Source organism: Geothermobacter hydrogeniphilus, from assembly GCF_002093115.1.
Classification (GTDB): Bacteria; Desulfobacterota; Desulfuromonadia; order Desulfuromonadales; family Geothermobacteraceae; genus Geothermobacter_A; species Geothermobacter_A hydrogeniphilus.
Genome location: NZ_NAAD01000004.1, coordinates 159608 through 175267, shown reverse-complemented (window position 1 = coordinate 175267; position 15660 = coordinate 159608). Strand labels below are relative to the sequence as shown.

17 protein-coding genes are annotated in these 15660 nt (G+C 60.4%); 2 read left to right on the top strand and 15 right to left on the bottom strand.

What is annotated here, in order from left to right:
• Nucleotides 1-14: 14 nt before the first annotated feature.
• On the bottom strand, nt 15-683 hold the full coding sequence (locus B5V00_RS05335) for a hypothetical protein (RefSeq protein WP_085009725.1): 669 nt from the start codon (nt 681-683) through the stop codon (nt 15-17).
• Nucleotides 684-1054: 371 nt separating this feature from the next.
• Between B5V00_RS05335 and B5V00_RS05330 the strand changes: the two genes are divergently transcribed.
• A complete protein-coding gene (locus B5V00_RS05330; protein WP_085009724.1) occupies nt 1055-2359 on the top strand; it encodes a pyridoxal phosphate-dependent aminotransferase in 1305 nt (434 codons plus the stop codon).
• 228 nt (nt 2360-2587) lie between these two features.
• On the opposite strand, the gene B5V00_RS05325 is transcribed toward B5V00_RS05330, so the two are convergent.
• The 9 genes from B5V00_RS05325 to B5V00_RS05285 form a co-directional block, all read right to left on the bottom strand.
• Nucleotides 2588-3874, bottom strand: coding sequence for a M16 family metallopeptidase (locus B5V00_RS05325; protein ID WP_085009723.1), 1287 nt, complete (start codon nt 3872-3874; stop codon nt 2588-2590).
• 21 nt (nt 3875-3895) lie between these two features.
• A complete protein-coding gene (locus tag B5V00_RS05320) occupies nt 3896-4576 on the bottom strand; it encodes a DUF2270 domain-containing protein (RefSeq protein ID WP_085009722.1) in 681 nt (226 codons plus the stop codon).
• A 145-nt stretch (nt 4577-4721) separates the two neighbouring features.
• Entirely contained in the window at nt 4722-5696 is a 975-nt protein-coding gene (hemB, locus tag B5V00_RS05315; RefSeq protein WP_085009721.1) for a porphobilinogen synthase, read from the bottom strand.
• 90 nt (nt 5697-5786) lie between these two features.
• Nucleotides 5787-7328, bottom strand: coding sequence for a uroporphyrinogen-III C-methyltransferase (cobA, locus tag B5V00_RS05310; RefSeq protein WP_085009720.1), 1542 nt, complete (start codon nt 7326-7328; stop codon nt 5787-5789).
• 10 nt (nt 7329-7338) lie between these two features.
• Nucleotides 7339-8301 (bottom strand): hydroxymethylbilane synthase, encoded by a 963-nt coding sequence (gene hemC / locus B5V00_RS05305; RefSeq protein WP_085009719.1) that lies wholly within the window; start codon nt 8299-8301, stop codon nt 7339-7341.
• A 5-nt stretch (nt 8302-8306) separates the two neighbouring features.
• On the bottom strand, nt 8307-9662 hold the full coding sequence (hemA, locus tag B5V00_RS05300; protein WP_085009718.1) for a glutamyl-tRNA reductase: 1356 nt from the start codon (nt 9660-9662) through the stop codon (nt 8307-8309).
• Nucleotides 9663-9678: 16 nt separating this feature from the next.
• Nucleotides 9679-10509: a c-type cytochrome biogenesis protein CcsB gene (gene ccsB / locus B5V00_RS05295; protein ID WP_085009773.1), complete on the bottom strand. Its 831-nt coding sequence runs from the start codon at nt 10507-10509 to the stop codon at nt 9679-9681.
• A gap of 2 nt (nt 10510-10511) precedes the next feature.
• The gene (locus tag B5V00_RS05290; RefSeq protein ID WP_172399629.1) at nt 10512-11180 is read right to left on the bottom strand and encodes a precorrin-2 dehydrogenase/sirohydrochlorin ferrochelatase family protein; all 669 of its coding nucleotides are present in this window, start codon (nt 11178-11180) and stop codon (nt 10512-10514) included.
• A gap of 4 nt (nt 11181-11184) precedes the next feature.
• Complete coding sequence (locus B5V00_RS05285; RefSeq protein WP_172399628.1) at nt 11185-11760, bottom strand: phosphoheptose isomerase family protein; 576 nt, start codon at nt 11758-11760, stop codon at nt 11185-11187.
• 463 nt (nt 11761-12223) lie between these two features.
• On the opposite strand from B5V00_RS05285, the gene trxA reads away from it, so the two are divergent.
• Nucleotides 12224-12553 carry a thioredoxin TrxA gene (gene trxA, locus B5V00_RS05280; RefSeq protein ID WP_085009715.1) on the top strand — a complete coding sequence of 110 codons (330 nt, stop codon included), beginning with the start codon at nt 12224-12226 and terminating at the stop codon, nt 12551-12553.
• A gap of 58 nt (nt 12554-12611) precedes the next feature.
• Here the strand turns inward: trxA and B5V00_RS05275 are convergent, their stop codons facing one another.
• From B5V00_RS05275 to B5V00_RS05255, 5 genes are read right to left on the bottom strand one after another with little or no spacing between them, the layout of a single operon-like run.
• A complete protein-coding gene (locus B5V00_RS05275; protein ID WP_085009714.1) occupies nt 12612-13094 on the bottom strand; it encodes a DUF4124 domain-containing protein in 483 nt (160 codons plus the stop codon).
• A gap of 43 nt (nt 13095-13137) precedes the next feature.
• Nucleotides 13138-13641: a ribosome biogenesis factor YjgA gene (gene yjgA, locus B5V00_RS05270; protein ID WP_085009713.1), complete on the bottom strand. Its 504-nt coding sequence runs from the start codon at nt 13639-13641 to the stop codon at nt 13138-13140.
• Complete coding sequence (gene dtd, locus B5V00_RS05265; protein ID WP_085009712.1) at nt 13641-14090, bottom strand: D-aminoacyl-tRNA deacylase; 450 nt, start codon at nt 14088-14090, stop codon at nt 13641-13643. The genes yjgA and dtd overlap by 1 nt, the downstream gene beginning before the upstream one ends.
• 55 nt (nt 14091-14145) lie before the next feature.
• Nucleotides 14146-14997: a deoxyribonuclease IV gene (locus B5V00_RS05260; protein WP_139800671.1), complete on the bottom strand. Its 852-nt coding sequence runs from the start codon at nt 14995-14997 to the stop codon at nt 14146-14148.
• Between the two features lie 21 nt (nt 14998-15018).
• Complete coding sequence (locus B5V00_RS05255) at nt 15019-15660, bottom strand: pyrimidine 5'-nucleotidase (protein WP_085009710.1); 642 nt, start codon at nt 15658-15660, stop codon at nt 15019-15021.

The window sequence follows — 15660 nt, the reverse complement described above, 5'->3', positions numbered from 1 at the left end:
GTCAGCACAAACCGTCAACTGCTCGTGCCCAGTGTCCGGGCAACGATTCGGCTCACCTCGGCCGCACTCTTCAGCAACACCCTCTCCAGCACCGGTCCGAAATCGAACCGGTCGGAATAGCGATATTTCGACCGATTGTCATCATCCCGGTAAATCACCTCCCGGTCAACAATCTCCAGGGTTTGTCGATGAATCACCCGGCCTTCGACCAAAATCTGCAACTCGCCGATCAGGGTCGCGCCGCGGTGAACTTCCAGGGGTAAATCGATCCCGCCGTCGCCCCCGCCATCCATTGCCGTCCGTTGCAGGAAAAAGTTTTTTTCTCCAAAGACCATGGCGGTCCTCATAACCGGAAAATTCAGCAGGCCATATTGATCAAACCGTGGAACCAATGCCAGCAGCCGAAATGCGATGACCGCCTGTAAAGAGCCGGCAGCCTCCTGCTGCCGGTTCAGGGTCTCGGTCAGCAACCTCTTCAACGCGCCATTCACGGGATAGCGATTGTAGGTTTCCATCGGCCCCGCGAACAGATAGAAGGGATCGGGCAGAGCGGAACTGAAATCCAGGGAAAGACGATAGGGGACCGAAGCCGCGGGGTCCGGCGTTCGCCTCACCAGCGGCGGTTCAGTACAACTCGACAGCAGCAGAACAATCAACAGGGGTAAAAACGTGAAACGGATCATGGCAGACTCCCTTGCCATCATTCTATCACTCCTGTCCTGCAACTGAACGACAGGACTTGCAAATTACCTGCGAAACCGGGAGAATCTGTTGACTTTGCCGTCGCCGATATGCTAGAGAAGTTGACCATTGGAAAAGACCATGGACATGCATTGTTTTTCTGCAGATTTTCCGGCTGCCGCGGCAGCACGAGCTATTTTCGCCGCGGCCGCAGGGACCGACGGCTTCGGAAATGTCCATGGCGGAGAATGCTGACGCATTCGACTTGATAACGACGGGCCATGGCATCTGCCATGGCCTTTTTTATTGGATCAGCTGATTCGCACCTGAATCAGAGTCAACGCCCGACCAGAACGGGCCAGGGGAGCTGGAAATGCGCAAGAATATCGTCCACATCGGCGCCGGAGAATGGGTTTACGAAATCCGCGCGATCGTTGAGATTGCCGAAAAGCTGCAACAGCTCGGCATCAAGACCAATATGGAAAACATCGGTGATCCGATCGCCAAGGGTGAGAAAATTCCGGTCTGGATGAAAAAAATCGTCGCCGATCTGGCGATGCAGGACTGCAGCTACGGCTACTGTGCGACCAAGGGTGTGCTGGAAACCCGCCAGTTCCTTGCCGAACAGACCAACGCCCGCGGCGGGGCGCAGATCACGGCTGAGGATGTCATCTTTTTCAACGGCCTCGGCGACGCCATCCAGAAAGTCTACGGCCTGATGCGCCGCGAGGCGCGGGTTATCGGCCCCTCACCGACCTATTCGACCCACTCCTCGGCGGAAGGCGCCCATTCCGGGCAGGCCCCGGTGACCTATCGTCTCGACCCCCACAACCACTGGTATCCGGACCTCGATGACCTGCGGCTGTCGATCAAATACAATCCCTCCATCGCCGGTCTGCTGATCATCAATCCCGACAACCCGACCGGCGCCGTCTACCCGGAACGCATCCTCCGCGAAATGATCGCCGTGGCCAGGGAATATGACCTGTTTGTGATCATCGACGAGGTCTACCAGAACATTGTCTACAATGGCCAGATGACCCGGCCGCTCTCCGACCTGGTCGGTGATGTGCCGGGCATCTCAATGAAGGGCATCAGCAAAGAAGCGCCCTGGCCGGGCGCCCGATGCGGCTGGATTGAGGTCTATAATGCCGACAAGGATCCGGTCTTCGCCCGTTACATCCAGAGCATTCTTGATTCGAAAATGGTCGAGGTCTGTTCCACCACCCTGCCGCAGAAAGCGATCCCGAAGATTCTCAGTCATCCCGAATATCCCGGTTGGCTCAAGGAGCGCACGGCCCGGTACGAAAAGTATTCCAATATCGCCTACGAGTTGCTCAAGGACGTTCCCGGTCTGGAAGTCAACCGCACCAATGGCGCCTTCTACATGAGCGTGGTCTTCGAACGAGGGAGCCTCAATGACCGCCAGAGTCTGCCGATAGAATCGCCGGAAGTCAAAGAACTGGTCGAACAGCTGGTCACCGAACCGGACATCGCCCTCGACAAGCGCTTCGTCTACTACCTGCTCGCCTCCACCGGCATCTGCGTGGTCCCGCTCTCCTCCTTCTCGACCCCCGAACGCGGTTTCCGTATCACTCTGCTGGAACGCAACGAGGACGAGTTCCGCAAAATCTTCCACACCATTGCCGAAGTCGTACCGCAGTACCTCGGGCTCTGATTCAACTGAATAACAAAGGGCCCTGCCCGGAATCTCTCCGGACAGGGCCCTTTGTGTCGTGAGGACGCCGGCTTTTTCATCAACTTTGCGTTGCAGACTCGCTTCGCTTGTGCGACGTAGCTGCCGCTACGCCGCCGCGCTCACCGAGCCTGCGCCTTGATCCAGCGTCTTGCAGCTGTGGTGCGAAATTGGCTGATATGTGTGATGTAGCGGCCGGACCGGTACCGGTCACGCCCAGTGTTCCAGCATCGCTTCCACCTTCGGACGATCGGCAGTCCGCCAGGGCCCGACGACCGCCAGCGCCAACCTCCCGGGAACCAGCAACTGACGAGCCACCCGCTGCAGTGTCTCTCCAGTCAGGGCCTCGGCATCGGCCAGGTCCCGCTCGAAACTGCGTCGGTAACCGACCAATGTGCCCCAACCATAACGTACCGCCAATTCTTCAGGCAGGTCGCGACTGTAATCAAGATCATAGCGAAAGTTGCGCAGGGTGCGTTGCAGTTCTTCCTCGGCGACAGGACGGCTGCCCATTTCCAGCAGCAGCGACAGAACCTCCTCCACCGCCTGCAGCAGCCGCTCCGGAGGGACGGCCAGGTCAACGGTCAGGCAGCCGGTATCGCTCAACATGTTCAGGCCGGCCTCGACATGGTAGGTCAGGCCGAGCTCCTCGCGAAGTCGAAGCATCAGGCGTGAGGTCCCACCCCAGGAAAGAATACGCCGCCAGATACGCAACGCAAAGGAATCGGGATGAGATCTTCCCCAGGGGATCTGCAGGGCGAACTGCAGATTCAACTGGGAACTGGAGTCGTGCACCCAGCAACTTTGCGGACAGCCCTGTTCCGGCAGGGGCGAAGCCGGCAACGGAGCGGCGACCTCCGGCCCTCTCCAGGAGGTGAAGGCTTCGCGGAGCGCCTCGTAGGACCGCGGCCCCGGCAGTTTACCCGCCACGGCGACCAGGACATTCCGCGGGCTGTAATAGCTGCGATGGTACTGCTGCAGCTGCGGCAGAGCGATCTTCCGCAAGGTCGATTCACTACCGATAAGCGGTTGGCCGAGGGGATGGTCGGGCCACAGCAGGGCATTGGTCAGGGTATCGCTGTTGATAACCTCCCCCGCCTCGTTCAAATCCTCCCGGGCTTCCTCCAGGATGATCCGCCGCTCGGTCTCAATCGCGTTCCACTGCGGCTTGCAGAGCAAACGGGCAAAGAGATCAGCCCCCTCGGCAAGACGCTCGGGATGGAGGCGACTGAAAAAACAGGTGGTGTCGGCATCGGTGGTGGCATTGACGGCCCCACCAAGTGCCTCGAATGCCCGCTCCAGTGAGATGCTGTCGTCATACCCCTCGCAACCGCGAAACAGCATGTGCTCGACAAAATGGGAAATTCCGGAAAGTTCGGCCGTCTCGTTGCGGCCTCCGGCCCCGACATAGCAGACCATTTCCAGACTGTGCAGGTGCGGCATGTCGGCCAGCACCAGGCGCAGGCCATTGGGCAGAACTTCTTCGTGAACAGGCATGGATATGATCGTCTCGACTGGTTATTTGCTATGCAGCAGGTCCCGCCCGCCGCTCGGTTTGCGCCCGAGGCGGCTGAGCAACCACAGGTAGGCGAAAAAGAGTCCCATCAGACCGAAGGTGAAACCACCGGGCAGCATGCCGATGGCTCCCTGGCGGACAAACGCGGACCAGGAGGTGGCAACCACCGGATGAATCCAGATCTTCACCAGCCAGGCCAGCACCAGCAACGTGAAAAGATAAATGTAATTGGCCCGCAACCGCCGGGCCAGGGCCGCCCGCAGGCTCATCTTGTATTGCGGATAACGCAGGTCCGAGGCGAGTTCGGCGCGCCAGTAACTTTCATCGGCGGCATCGAAATCGGTCGGCAGGGTGCCGTGCGCCAAGATATCGTAAATGAAGTGCTGATTCAACAACCGGACACGATATTCATAGGCATCGTAAAAACGAAAACGCCGCGCTTCGATAAACAGCAGGATGTGCAGGATGGCGAAACCGAAGATAAAAATCGAATGGTGGATCTCCGGGTGAGCGAAGCCGAAGCCGAGAAAAGCGGTCGAGGTCACGCCGGCCCAGTTGGTGGTCCGGTCGAGACGCTCACGCCAGGCGAGGCTGCGCTGCACCTCGGCCCGATAATAGTGAGAAATGGCCGTAATCTGTTCGGAACGGCTCAACGGCTGCGGCGAAGGGATATCATCAGTCATAGAGGCTCCTGCCCTTCATTATACCCGGAGCGGTGGCTTTCTGCCGGAGAAAAGGGTCAACACCCGAACCGGAATCAACCCAGATGAAGCGGGGGCATCCACTGTGGATGCCCCCGCTTATTTCCCTCGACAAGGCCGTGAGGCCTCAAGCCCCCAGCAGTTTCGCCGCCTGTTTGGCATGGTAGGTGATAATCAGGTCGGCCCCGGCCCGTTTCATGCCGACCAGGGTCTCCATCACCACCCGATCCTCATCGATCCAGCCTTTCTCGGCGGCCGCCTTGATCATCGAGTATTCACCGGAGACATTGTAGCAGACCAGCGGCAGGTCAAAACGGTCCTTGATATCGCGGATGATGTCAAGATAGGCTAGGGCAGGCTTGACCATCAGGAAGTCGGCACACTCCTGGACATCGAGTGCCGCCTCGCGGAACGCCTCGATACGGTTGGCCGGGTCCATCTGGTAGGAACGCCGGTCGCCGAACTGCGGCGTCGAATCGGCCGCGTCCCGGAACGGTCCGTAATAGGCACTGGCGTACTTGACCGCGTAGCTCATCACCGGGATGTCGCTGAAACCGTTGGCATCGAGAATTTCGCGGATCGCCGCCACCCGGCCGTCCATCATATCAGAGGGAGCAACGATATCGGCCCCGGCACGGGCGTGGGAAAGAGCCTCGGCAGCCAGCAGCTTGAGGGTCTCGTCGTTGTCGACATCCCCCTCCCGGATCACCCCGCAATGACCGTGGTCGGTGTATTCGCACATGCAGACATCAGTGATCACCGTCAACTCCGGCACTGCCTCCTTGATGGCGCGTACCGTGCGTTGAATGATGCCCTCGTCATCATAGGCGTCCTGGCCGAGAGGATCCTTGCATTCCGGAATACCGAACAGGATCACCGCCGGGATGCCGAGAGCATGCACCTCCTGCGCTTCAGCGACGATGTTGTCGATCGACTGCTGGTAGATACCGGGCATCGACGGGATTTCCTTTTTGATCCGCTCGCCGAAGGCGGAAAACATCGGGTAGATCAGGTCATCGACACGCAGGTGAGTTTCACGCACCATGCGGCGCAGATTGTGATTGCGGCGCAGACGCCGGCCGCGGTATTCGGGGAAAAACATGGGGGCACTCCTCAGGGTCGGCTAAGGGCACAGGGCTAAAGGCTGACGGCAACAATCAGGGAAGAGGGCCTTCCCCTTGGCCTTTTGCCCTTAGCCTTTGGCCGGTTTTCGATAATATTCGATCAGGCTGGCGACCAGCCCCTCAAGGGTCGAAAAAGAAGCCTCAGCGGCGACCGACAGCCCATGTCGTCGCAAGGTTTTACTGGTTTCGGGACCGATGGAGAAGAGCGGCAGACGACTCAGTTGAGCGCGCTGCTCCTCGTCAGCCAGAGCAAACAGGTTGGTCACGGTCGATGATGACGTGAAGGTCACGGCATCCAGTCCGCCGAGCAACGCCTGCCGCAGACGGCCGGCCCCCTCGGCGGCCGGCAGGGTACGATACAGGACCGGCGCCGCGACCTCGGCCCCGGCGGCGGTCAGCTGCTCGGGAATCAGCGGACGGGCAAGCGCCGCCCGCGGGTAGAGAATCCGCTGGTCTCTGACGCCCTCGGCCAGCAGTTCGGCAACCACCCCCTCGGCACGGCTGTCGACCGGAACCAGATCAGGATTGATGCCCTGCGCGGCAATGCAACGAGCCGTCTTCGATCCCACCGCCACCACCCGCAAACCGGCCAGCGCACGCAAATCAAGCCCCTTGCCGCGAAGGCGGGCGAAAAAACGCTCCACGGCATTGGCTGAGGTCAGAATCAGGATGTCAAAATCGGCCAGATGCTCAATCTGGGCATCGAGTGGAGCAAAATCCTCCGGGTCGACCAGTTCGATGACCGGGCAGGGAAGCGCCTCGGCCCCCTGCTGTTCAAGCAGGCGGACAAAGTCCCCGGCCTGACCGGCGGCCCGGGTCACCAGCACCCGCTTGCCGAGCAGCGGACGATCTTCGAACCAGCGCAACTGCCGGCGCAGGCCGACCACCTCGCCGACGACGATCACCGCCGGCGGCTTGAGCCCGGCGGTCGCGACCCGGTCAACGATATCGGCCAGAGTCCCTTCCACCACCTGCTGGCGCGGCGTGGTCGCCCAGCGGATCACCGCCACCGGCGTTTTCGGGGAACGCCCGTGGCAAACCAGCTGCTCGCTGATTACCGCCAGGTTGGCCATCCCCATGTAAAACACCTGGGTGCCGACTCCGGTTGCCAGCTTGCTCCAATCGAGGCTGGAAAGTTTCTTCTCCGGCTTCTCATGACCGGTAAAGAGCGCCAGACTGGTGGTGAAATCCCGGTGAGTAAGAGGAATACCGGCATAGGCGGCGGCAGCGAACCCGGCCGTGACCCCGGGAACCACTTCAAAGGGGATACCGGCCTCATGCAGCGCCAGGGCTTCTTCACCGCCGCGACCGAAAATGAAAGGGTCGCCCCCTTTCAGCCGGACCACCTGTTTGCCGGTACGCGCCTTGTCAATCAGCAACTGGTTGATGTCCGCCTGAGACGTATGGTGGCAACCACTGGTCTTGCCGACATAGATTCTCTCCGCCGCTGCCGGAGCTTCGTCAAGAAAAACCGGGTTGGCCAGGTAGTCGTAGATCACCACCTCGGCACGCCGCAGGCAGGCCAACCCCCGGATCGTCATCAACCCGGGATCACCGGGCCCGGCGCCGACCAGGTAAACCATGCCGGAAAATAAAATCTGCTCTGCCATCGGCTGCGGGTTAAACGTCTTCCTTGTTCGGGTGGAAGGTCTCGACGCCGTAAACCGCGTTGAGAATCCGGCCGGCCCCGCGAATCAGCAGATCATCTGCCAGCGAGACCCCAAGCTGTCCGGCCTCGGCGACCGGTCCCTCGACCTGCCCCTGGATGACCTCACTGCCGTCGACGCTGGCCACCAGGCCGCTGAGGGTCAACCGTTCTTCCTCAACCGTACCGTAGGCGGCAATCGGCACCTGGCAACCGCCTTCGAGCCGGGCCAGCAGGGCTCGCTCCGCGGTGACCGCGGCGGCGGTTTCTGGTTCATTGAAGAAATCGATCAGCTCGTTGGTTTCGTCGTCATCGATGCGGCTTTCCAGGCCGAGCGCTCCCTGACCAATGGCCGGCAGGGAAACATCAACCGGCAGATATTCAGAGATCTGGTTGCCGAAGCCGAGCCGCTTCATGCCGGCGGCGGCCAGCACCACGGCATCGAGATCCTCTTCGGTCAGCTTGCGAATGCGGGTTTCGACATTGCCGCGGATGTCGACCATCTGAAAATCGGGTCGCACCTGCAGCAGACAGGCCTTGCGGCGCAGCGACGAGGTGCCGATGCGCGCCCCCTGCGGCAGATCCCGGAAACTCTTGAAACCGGGCTTGAGGATGCAGATATCGCGGACATCCTCGCGGGCAGTGATGCAGCGCAGGGCGAGCCCCTCGGGAAAAACGGTCGGCACATCCTTCATCGAATGCACGGCGATATCGACCTCGCCGCGTAGCATCGCCTCTTCGATTTCCTTGACGAACAGGCCCTTGCCGCCGACCATCGCCAGCGGCACATCGAGAATCTTGTCACCCTGGGTCTTGATTTTGGTCAGAGTGACTTCGAGATCCGGATAACGTTTTTCCAGTTCGGACTTGACCCAGTTGGCCTGCCAGAGGGCCAATTGACTGGCACGGGTGCCGATGCGCAGGGTTTTCTTCGCCATGATAATTATTTCGCTCCTTGACTCTGATCGGGTGTCGGTTGATCTGTTTCGAGGTCGTCGTCATCCACCGCCAGCGGCTTGAATTGCGTCTCCCCCGATGTTCCTTCGAGGGCGAACAAGGTCCGTACGGCATCGACGAAGTTGTCCCCCTCGCCATTCTGCTTCTCTTTCAGGGCGCTGATCGCCGGATGCAGGATCTTGTTGATGATCGCGGAGGTCAAGGCTTCGATGGCCTGCTCCTGTTTCTTGTCGACATGCTTGAGGTTGCGCAGGGTTTTTTCCACCTCGCCGCGGCGAATCTCCTCGAACCTGCGCCGCAGGGAAACAATGGTCGGCTTCACCTGGAGCGTCCCCATCCAGGCGTGGAACTGGCCGATCTCCAGGTCGATGATCTCTTCGGCCTTCTTCGCCTCTTTATGCCGTTCCTTGAGATTGGCCTGAACCACCCCCTGCAGATCGTCGACGTCGTAGAGATAGACGTTGGGCACTCCGTTGACCTGCGGTTCGATGTCTCGAGGGACGGCGATATCGATAAAGAACATCGGTTTGTTCTTGCGGATCTTGAGGACCTTCTCAACCCGGGAACGATCGAGGATACAGGTCGGCGCGCCGGTCGAAGTGAGGACGATGTCGGCGAGGTGCAAATGCTCGGGGAACTCCTCGAAGGGGATCGCCCGCCCGGCAAACTCGGCGGCGAGCCTCTCCGCCCGGGAGAACGTCCGGTTGGTGACCAGCACCCGACCGACACCGTTGTTGATAAAATGCTTGGCCGCCAGTTCGCACATCTCTCCGGCCCCGATCAGCAGCACCGTCTTGTTGTCGAGCGAACCGAAAATCTTGCGCGCCAGTTCCACCGCGGCAAAGGACACCGAGACCGCGTTGCCGGCGATATTGGTTTCTGTCCGCACTCGCTTGGCGACCGAGAAGGCCTTGTGCAGAAAACGGTTGAGGATCAGACCGACGGTCTTGAATTCGGCGGCGTAGCCATAGGCGGTCTTGATCTGACCGAGGATCTGCGGTTCACCGATCACCATCGAATCGAGGCTGGCCGAAACCCGGAAAACATGACGAATCGCCTCCTCGCCCTGGTAATCGTAGAGATGCGGCTGCAGGTCATCCTGGGAAAGCTGGTGAAAATCCGCCATGAAACGGCGCAAACCGGCGATGCCGGCGTCGGGGTCGCGACTGGTGGCATAGATTTCCACCCGGTTGCAGGTGGAAACGATCATCGCCTCCCCGATATCCGGCAGATCGAATACCTGCCGCAACGGACGCTGCATGTCATTCGGCGAGAAGGCGACCTTCTCCCGAATTTCCACCGGCGCGGAATGGTGGCTGAGACCAACAACAATAATATTCATACAGCGCGTAACTCCCCTAGCGTCCTTCCAGGGCGTTGAAACTGTGCAGATCCGAAAGCATCATGTTCACCCCGAAGAAGGTGAACATCAGGCAGAGAAATCCGATGATGGCAAAGATAGCCGCCCGTCGTCCGCGCCAGCCGATGGTCAGGCGACCGTGCAGCAGGGCCGCGTAGAGGAACCAGGTGATCAGCGCCCAGGTCTCCTTGGGATCCCAGCGCCAGTAGCCGCCCCAGGCCGAGTTGGCCCACACGGCCCCGGAAATGATCCCCATGGTCATCAGCGGAAAGCCGATGGTCAGGCACCGGTAGTTGATGTTGTCGAGAATCTCCAGAGACGGAAGACGGTAATAGAGCCCTGAGAAACTCTTGCTCTTGAGCATTCTCTCCTGCAACAGGTACATGACCGCGGCGACAAAGGAGAGGGCGAAGACGGCATAGCCGAGAAACGCCAGGGCGACATGAACCGGAAACCACCAGCTGTCAAGGGCCGGGTTGACGGTCGGCGTCGGTGCGGTGGTCGCCGCGCCGAGGATCATCAGTGCCAGGGCCAGCGGACAACTGAAGGCGCCGAGAATATCAAGTCGGTATTTGAAATCAAACAGGAAGAAGATGCCGATCACCGCCCAGGCAAAAAAGGACAGCGATTCATGCAGATTGACCACCGGGACGTGGCCAGTGGCAAAGTAGCGCGCCCCCAAGGTGACGCAGTGCAGAAGGAATCCTCCCCCCAGGACCCAGCGGGCGATTGTGCCCAGCTTGACACGACGGGTGATCACATCGACCAGGAACAGCACAGTCGCCGCGAGATAAACCAGCAGGGTGATTTTGTAGAGGAGAATATTGATGCTCATGGGTTCCCGTCCGGTCGTTCCAGCCCCAATGCCGCCAGGCTGCAATTGCCACCGCAGACCGTTTGCAACAACTGGTCCACATCGTTCCAACGCCCCCGGGCAACCATCTCGGCCAACCCACCGTCAAGCAAAAGGCGCAAAAAAGATTGATTATATTCCCGCCCCGAAGCGGCTGTCAACGCGGAGCGCCGCAGCGCCGCGACCAGTTCAGCCACAAACTCCCATTCGGGACCGAATCGCTGCAGCGCCAGATCGGCAACCAGCCCGGCCAGAGCCGGACTGCCCCCCTCGGTGCCGACCGCCAGGGTCAGTCGTCCCCGGCGCCGCACCGCCGGAAACTGCAGGTTGCCACGAGTGCCGACAGCGGCGGCATTGACCAGGATATTCATCCGTCTTGCCGTCTCGGCAATCTCCCGGTTGACCTGCGGGTTGTCGGTGGCCACGACCACCAGCAGAACATCCGGACTCAGGTCCTCCGGCCGCCAGCAGCGGCGCAGCCATTCAAACTCTCCCTGAACGGGCGGCCGCCGACAGTCGGGAGCCACCAGGCGAACCCTGGCTCCGGCCGCCAGCAGCGACTGCAGCTTGCGGCAGGCAACCGTACCGCCGCCGACCACCAGGCAGAGCCGGTCCTGCAGGTCGAGCATTGCCGGGAAGAGGGTCATGAGATCAGATTCCAAACAGTTCGTGTTCAACCAGTTCGCACAACAGTCGGCCAAAAAGCAGAGCGGTTTCTGCCAGTTCACCGGTATTGTCGGCTTCCAGTTCAAGCTTGAAATCAACCGCGGGGCCGTTCCAGCCGGGCCGGGCCGGACAGAGAACGGCGATCGTGCACTCCTTGTCACGCGCCACCTGAATCGCGGCATCGATGGCCGCGTCGTGCTGGCCGTCGGCAAGGATCAACAGCAGGTCACCGGAAGCGGCCAGCATCTGCAGCTGGCGGGCATAGTACTGGTCATCCAGGTTGTGACGGGCCAGGGACGCCGCCAGGGTCAGGTCATGGCAGAGGGAAACCGCCGGCAACTGCGGCCGTTCAAAATGGAGCCGGTGAAGAAACTGGTTGGCGATCAGGTTGGCCACGTCACCAAGCACGCCCGAAGCGGCCAGCAACAGCTTCTGTTCCTGATAGAAGCCGTTGACAACCTGCTCGACCAGTCCGGCCAACTCCTCGGACTGCAGCTCAAAGCTTTTTGTCACTCGTTCGACATGCTGCGCAACCGCAGTCATGATCCTGGCTTGGGACATGACCCACCTCCGTTCAAGACTTTCACTCCAATGGCAGACCGGGTCAGGGCAGACCGGGTCAGGGCAGAGCATAGGAACCCGAGGGGGAACTGTCAAGCGCAGCCGGTCTCGCCCGTGCCCAAATCCACCGGCTGTTTGTGGACCGAGGGTGGCGGAACGGGTGGAGATGCGAGGCGCCGCGCCGATTTGGGCGCAGACGTAGCCGTGCTACGTTGAGCACCGAAGCGGTGAAGGCAACGAAGCAGATTCATCTGTAACGACAGCCGAATCCCGAAATTGCCGGTGGATTTGGGCCGTAAACATGCCCTTGATTTTTCTGAAGCGTTGATTATCATTGTACGACGTGATTTCTTCCCATTGAAGCATCCCTGAATTCGTGGCCCCCGGCAGGCGCGTCGACCCTGTTCGACTCCGGTTACCGATTGACCGTTTTCAGGATTTCATTCCAAAGGAGATACAGACGATGGCAAGCGATAAAGTTGTAGAGTTGACCGACGACAGTTTCGACAGTGATGTTCTGCAGTCCCCCACTCCGGTCCTGGTGGATTTCTGGGCATCCTGGTGCGCCCCCTGCAAGGCTATTGCCCCGGTGGTCGACAGCCTGGCGGATGAATTTGACGGCCAGGTCAAGATCGGCAAGCTCAATGTTGATGACAATCCAGCCACTCCGGGCCAGTACGGTGTGCGCGGCATCCCGACCCTGATCCTGTTCAAGGACGGCAAGGTCGTTGACCAGGTGGTCGGCGCGGTACCGAAAAACCAGCTCGAAGGCCTGATCAAAAAAGCTCTCTGAGTTTTACCCTGAATCCGGTTGACAAAAAAACCCGACCAGATGGTCGGGTTTTTTTGTTTCAATCGGGGATCACGGCCAGCAGTTCAGCCAGTTCCTGGCGCAGAATAAGACGGTTCGATCGCTGCACCTCGGCCAGCAGCAGTTCCTTTTTCTCTTTGACCAGTTCCAACCGCTGGCGCGCCACGCGCCGGTCACGACTGCGGCGGATGCGGGACATCTCACCAACAATCCGACGATAATCAGCCAGCAGGGTTTCAGCACGATGTTGCCATATCCGCGTCCGGGCCCGTTCCAGCTGACCGGTACGGGACGGAGCCGTCATGACGCCGCGGGCGGGAGGACTGTCGTCAGGAGAGGTCACGATACTGAAGCTCCCCTTGCCCGGAGGTGCCCCGAGCAGGGTACAGCCTTCCGGCAGGTGACCCGGGTCGTCGGTCACGAACAGGCGCCCCTCCTGATCTCGACAGGGATAAAGCTCCACGGCACAAACCGGGGCGGCAACCGTCAGGCTCACGACAAGTATGATTATCAGACGCAGCATTTACAATCCTCCCTGTTTCAGCTTAACATCCCCCACCCCGGATTCAATCACGGCAGAGTTCTCCCTCAAGGTCACGCAACAGCCGAAAGACCTTCCGCGCCGCACCACGGTCACCATTGCCGGCAACCCGGGAAAGCCGTCTCAGTTCCTTGATTTCGGGCCCGGACAGACACCCGGACAACTCCTGGATCACAGTATCGACCGTCTGCGGATCGCAGAGGCGGTCACGCAGTTCTTCCAGCCGGTGAAAACGGGCCTGCTGCCGCCAATGGGCTTCGCTCATACCTGCCAGATGGTCTTCAATCCGACCGATCAGTTCCTCGTCACGACGCAGCATCCCGGCCAGGTGCTTGACCGCCCGGCGCCGTGAAGAATGACCACGGGTGCGGCGCACCTGCTCCAGCTCCGTTGCCAGCTCAGCCGGCAAAGGCAAATCCGGCAGCTGCTTCTCCGGCAGGTCAACCAGTTGCTGTGCCAGTTTTTCCACCTGCTGCGCGGCTCGTTTCCTGGCGCTGCGGCCACGCCCTTCCTGAACATCTCCGTCCATCAGAACTCCCTGTTGCTGTCAAGCAGCATGGTCACCGGCCCGTCGTTGACCAGCTCGACTTTCATATCGGCCTGAAAAATACCTGTGGCAACCGGCAGCCCCAGCTGCCGCAACCGGTCAACGAACAACTGGTAAAGACGGTTCGCCTCGTCTGGAGGAGCCGCCGCCGAAAATCCCGGCCGCCGTCCCTTGCGGCAGTCCCCGAACAGAGTGAATTGCGAAACCGCCAGCACGGCACCACCGATATCGCTGACCGAAAGATTCATCTTGCCGCCGTCGTCTTCAAAAATACGCAGACCGGCCGTCTTGTCCGCCAGGTAGGCAACATCCCGCTCATCATCACCCCGACCAACTCCGAGCAGTACCAGCAACCCCGGCCCGATCTCCCCGACGATTTCGTTGTCCACCCTGACGCGGGCCTCACTGACCCGCTGCAACACTGCACGCATAAATAAGTTGCTCCGTAAACAGGTTCCCGGCACCTGAGGTGCCGCAATCTTCCGATCAACCCTCCCCCGCGAGTCGTCGCAACAGCTCCAGGTTGCGCAGGTCATCGGCGTGCTCCTCCCCCGGCGGTGTTTCCAGGATCTTGGGAACATCTGCAAAGCGCGCATCCCGCATCAGACAGGCGAAGCCGGTCTCACCGATACAGCCCCGCCCGACATGCTGGTGGCGATCGACCCGCGAACCACAGTCCCTTTTGCTGTCGTTGATGTGGAACAGGCGGATGCGCCCGCAACCGACAAGACGGTCGAACTCGGCCATGACCGCCTCGTAACCGGCTTCACCGGAGATATCGTAACCGGCGGCGAAGACGTGGCAGGTATCGAAGCAGATACCGAAATCATGTTCGGGAACCCGCTCGATAATACGCGCCAGCTGTTCGAAGCGCCAACCGAGATGACTGCCCATGCCGGCGGTGGTCTCAAGCAGCACCTGCGGCGCATCCGGGACGGCGGCAAAAATCTCGTGGAAGGCGGCGGCGACACGTTGCAACCCGACCTCTTCTCCGCTCTCAAGATGGGCGCCGGGATGCATCACCAGCCCGTCGAGTCCGAGCTGCCGGCAGCGTCGCAGTTCATCGATGAAGGCGGCTTTCGATTTTTCCCACTTCCCGTCGTCGGGTGCGGCAAGATTGATCAGGTAACTGTCGTGGGCGAACACCCTGCTGATAGAACTGTTCAGCCGGGCGGCGTGAAACGCCTCAACACCAATCGGTGAAAGGGGTTTCACGACCCAACGGCTGGCGTTGCCGGTGAAAATCTGCAGCGCGGTACAACCGATCCGCTCGCCACGCAGGATCGCTTTTTCAATTCCGCCGGCAATCGAGGCATGAACACCGAGGGGATGCCGGATCACGATGGCTCACCTTCCCCGTCAGCAGGAGGGAGAAACCAGGGTGCCGACCGCTTCAGCGGCACTCCGGGCATCGGCGACATGATGATCGACATGGCCTGCAGCCGGTCCGCTCCCGACCAGCACGGTGATCATGCCAAGTTGCTTGGCGGTCTGCAGGTTGTCAAGAGAATCCTCGATCATCACACAGCGACCGGCGTCGGTTCCCAGTCGTTGCAGCACACCCCGGTAGGGATCAGGGTTCGGCTTCGGCTGGTAGTTGGCGATGCGGATATCGAAGATGCCGGCAAAAACCCCCTGCAGGCCGAGAGCATCGACCACCCGTTCGGCATGACCGCAGGAGCCGTTGGTAAAAACATAGCAGTCCATCGGCAGCTGTTCGATGGCATTACGCAGCCCGGGGTCGGGCGAAAGCCGACCGGCGACATCGACGTCATGCACATAATCGAGATAATCCTCCGGATCGACCTGCCAATGGCGCACCAGCCCCTGCAGGGTGGCGCCGTAGTCCTGCCAGTAGCGCCGCCGCAGGCCGTCGACCTCGCCCGGGGCAATACAGACCACCTCTTTCATGTAACGGTTGATGCGCACGTCAATCAGGGAAAAGAGGTCACGCTCCGGTGAATAGAGAGTATTGTCGAGGTCGAACAGAACGGCATCCAC

Excerpts from the sequence above, each read along its gene's own strand:
- cobA (WP_085009720.1), bottom strand. The coding sequence starts at position 7,328 with ATGGCAGAGCAGATTTTATTTTCCGGCATGGTTTACCTGGTCGGCGCC.
- B5V00_RS05285 (WP_172399628.1), bottom strand. The coding sequence starts at position 11,760 with ATGTCCCAAGCCAGGATCATGACTGCGGTTGCGCAGCATGTCGAACGA.
- B5V00_RS05320 (WP_085009722.1), bottom strand. The coding sequence starts at position 4,576 with ATGACTGATGATATCCCTTCGCCGCAGCCGTTGAGCCGTTCCGAACAG.
- dtd (WP_085009712.1), bottom strand. The coding sequence starts at position 14,090 with ATGCGTGCAGTGTTGCAGCGGGTCAGTGAGGCCCGCGTCAGGGTGGAC.
- hemA (WP_085009718.1), bottom strand. The coding sequence starts at position 9,662 with ATGAATATTATTGTTGTTGGTCTCAGCCACCATTCCGCGCCGGTGGAA.
- B5V00_RS05290 (WP_172399629.1), bottom strand. The coding sequence starts at position 11,180 with ATGACCCTCTTCCCGGCAATGCTCGACCTGCAGGACCGGCTCTGCCTG.
- hemB (WP_085009721.1), bottom strand. The coding sequence starts at position 5,696 with ATGTTTTTCCCCGAATACCGCGGCCGGCGTCTGCGCCGCAATCACAAT.
- B5V00_RS05330 (WP_085009724.1), top strand. The coding sequence starts at position 1,055 with ATGCGCAAGAATATCGTCCACATCGGCGCCGGAGAATGGGTTTACGAA.
- B5V00_RS05335 (WP_085009725.1), bottom strand. The coding sequence starts at position 683 with ATGATCCGTTTCACGTTTTTACCCCTGTTGATTGTTCTGCTGCTGTCG.
- B5V00_RS05275 (WP_085009714.1), bottom strand. The coding sequence starts at position 13,094 with ATGCTGCGTCTGATAATCATACTTGTCGTGAGCCTGACGGTTGCCGCC.
- B5V00_RS05325 (WP_085009723.1), bottom strand. The coding sequence starts at position 3,874 with ATGCCTGTTCACGAAGAAGTTCTGCCCAATGGCCTGCGCCTGGTGCTG.
- hemC (WP_085009719.1), bottom strand. The coding sequence starts at position 8,301 with ATGGCGAAGAAAACCCTGCGCATCGGCACCCGTGCCAGTCAATTGGCC.
- trxA (WP_085009715.1), top strand. The coding sequence starts at position 12,224 with ATGGCAAGCGATAAAGTTGTAGAGTTGACCGACGACAGTTTCGACAGT.
- yjgA (WP_085009713.1), bottom strand. The coding sequence starts at position 13,641 with ATGGACGGAGATGTTCAGGAAGGGCGTGGCCGCAGCGCCAGGAAACGA.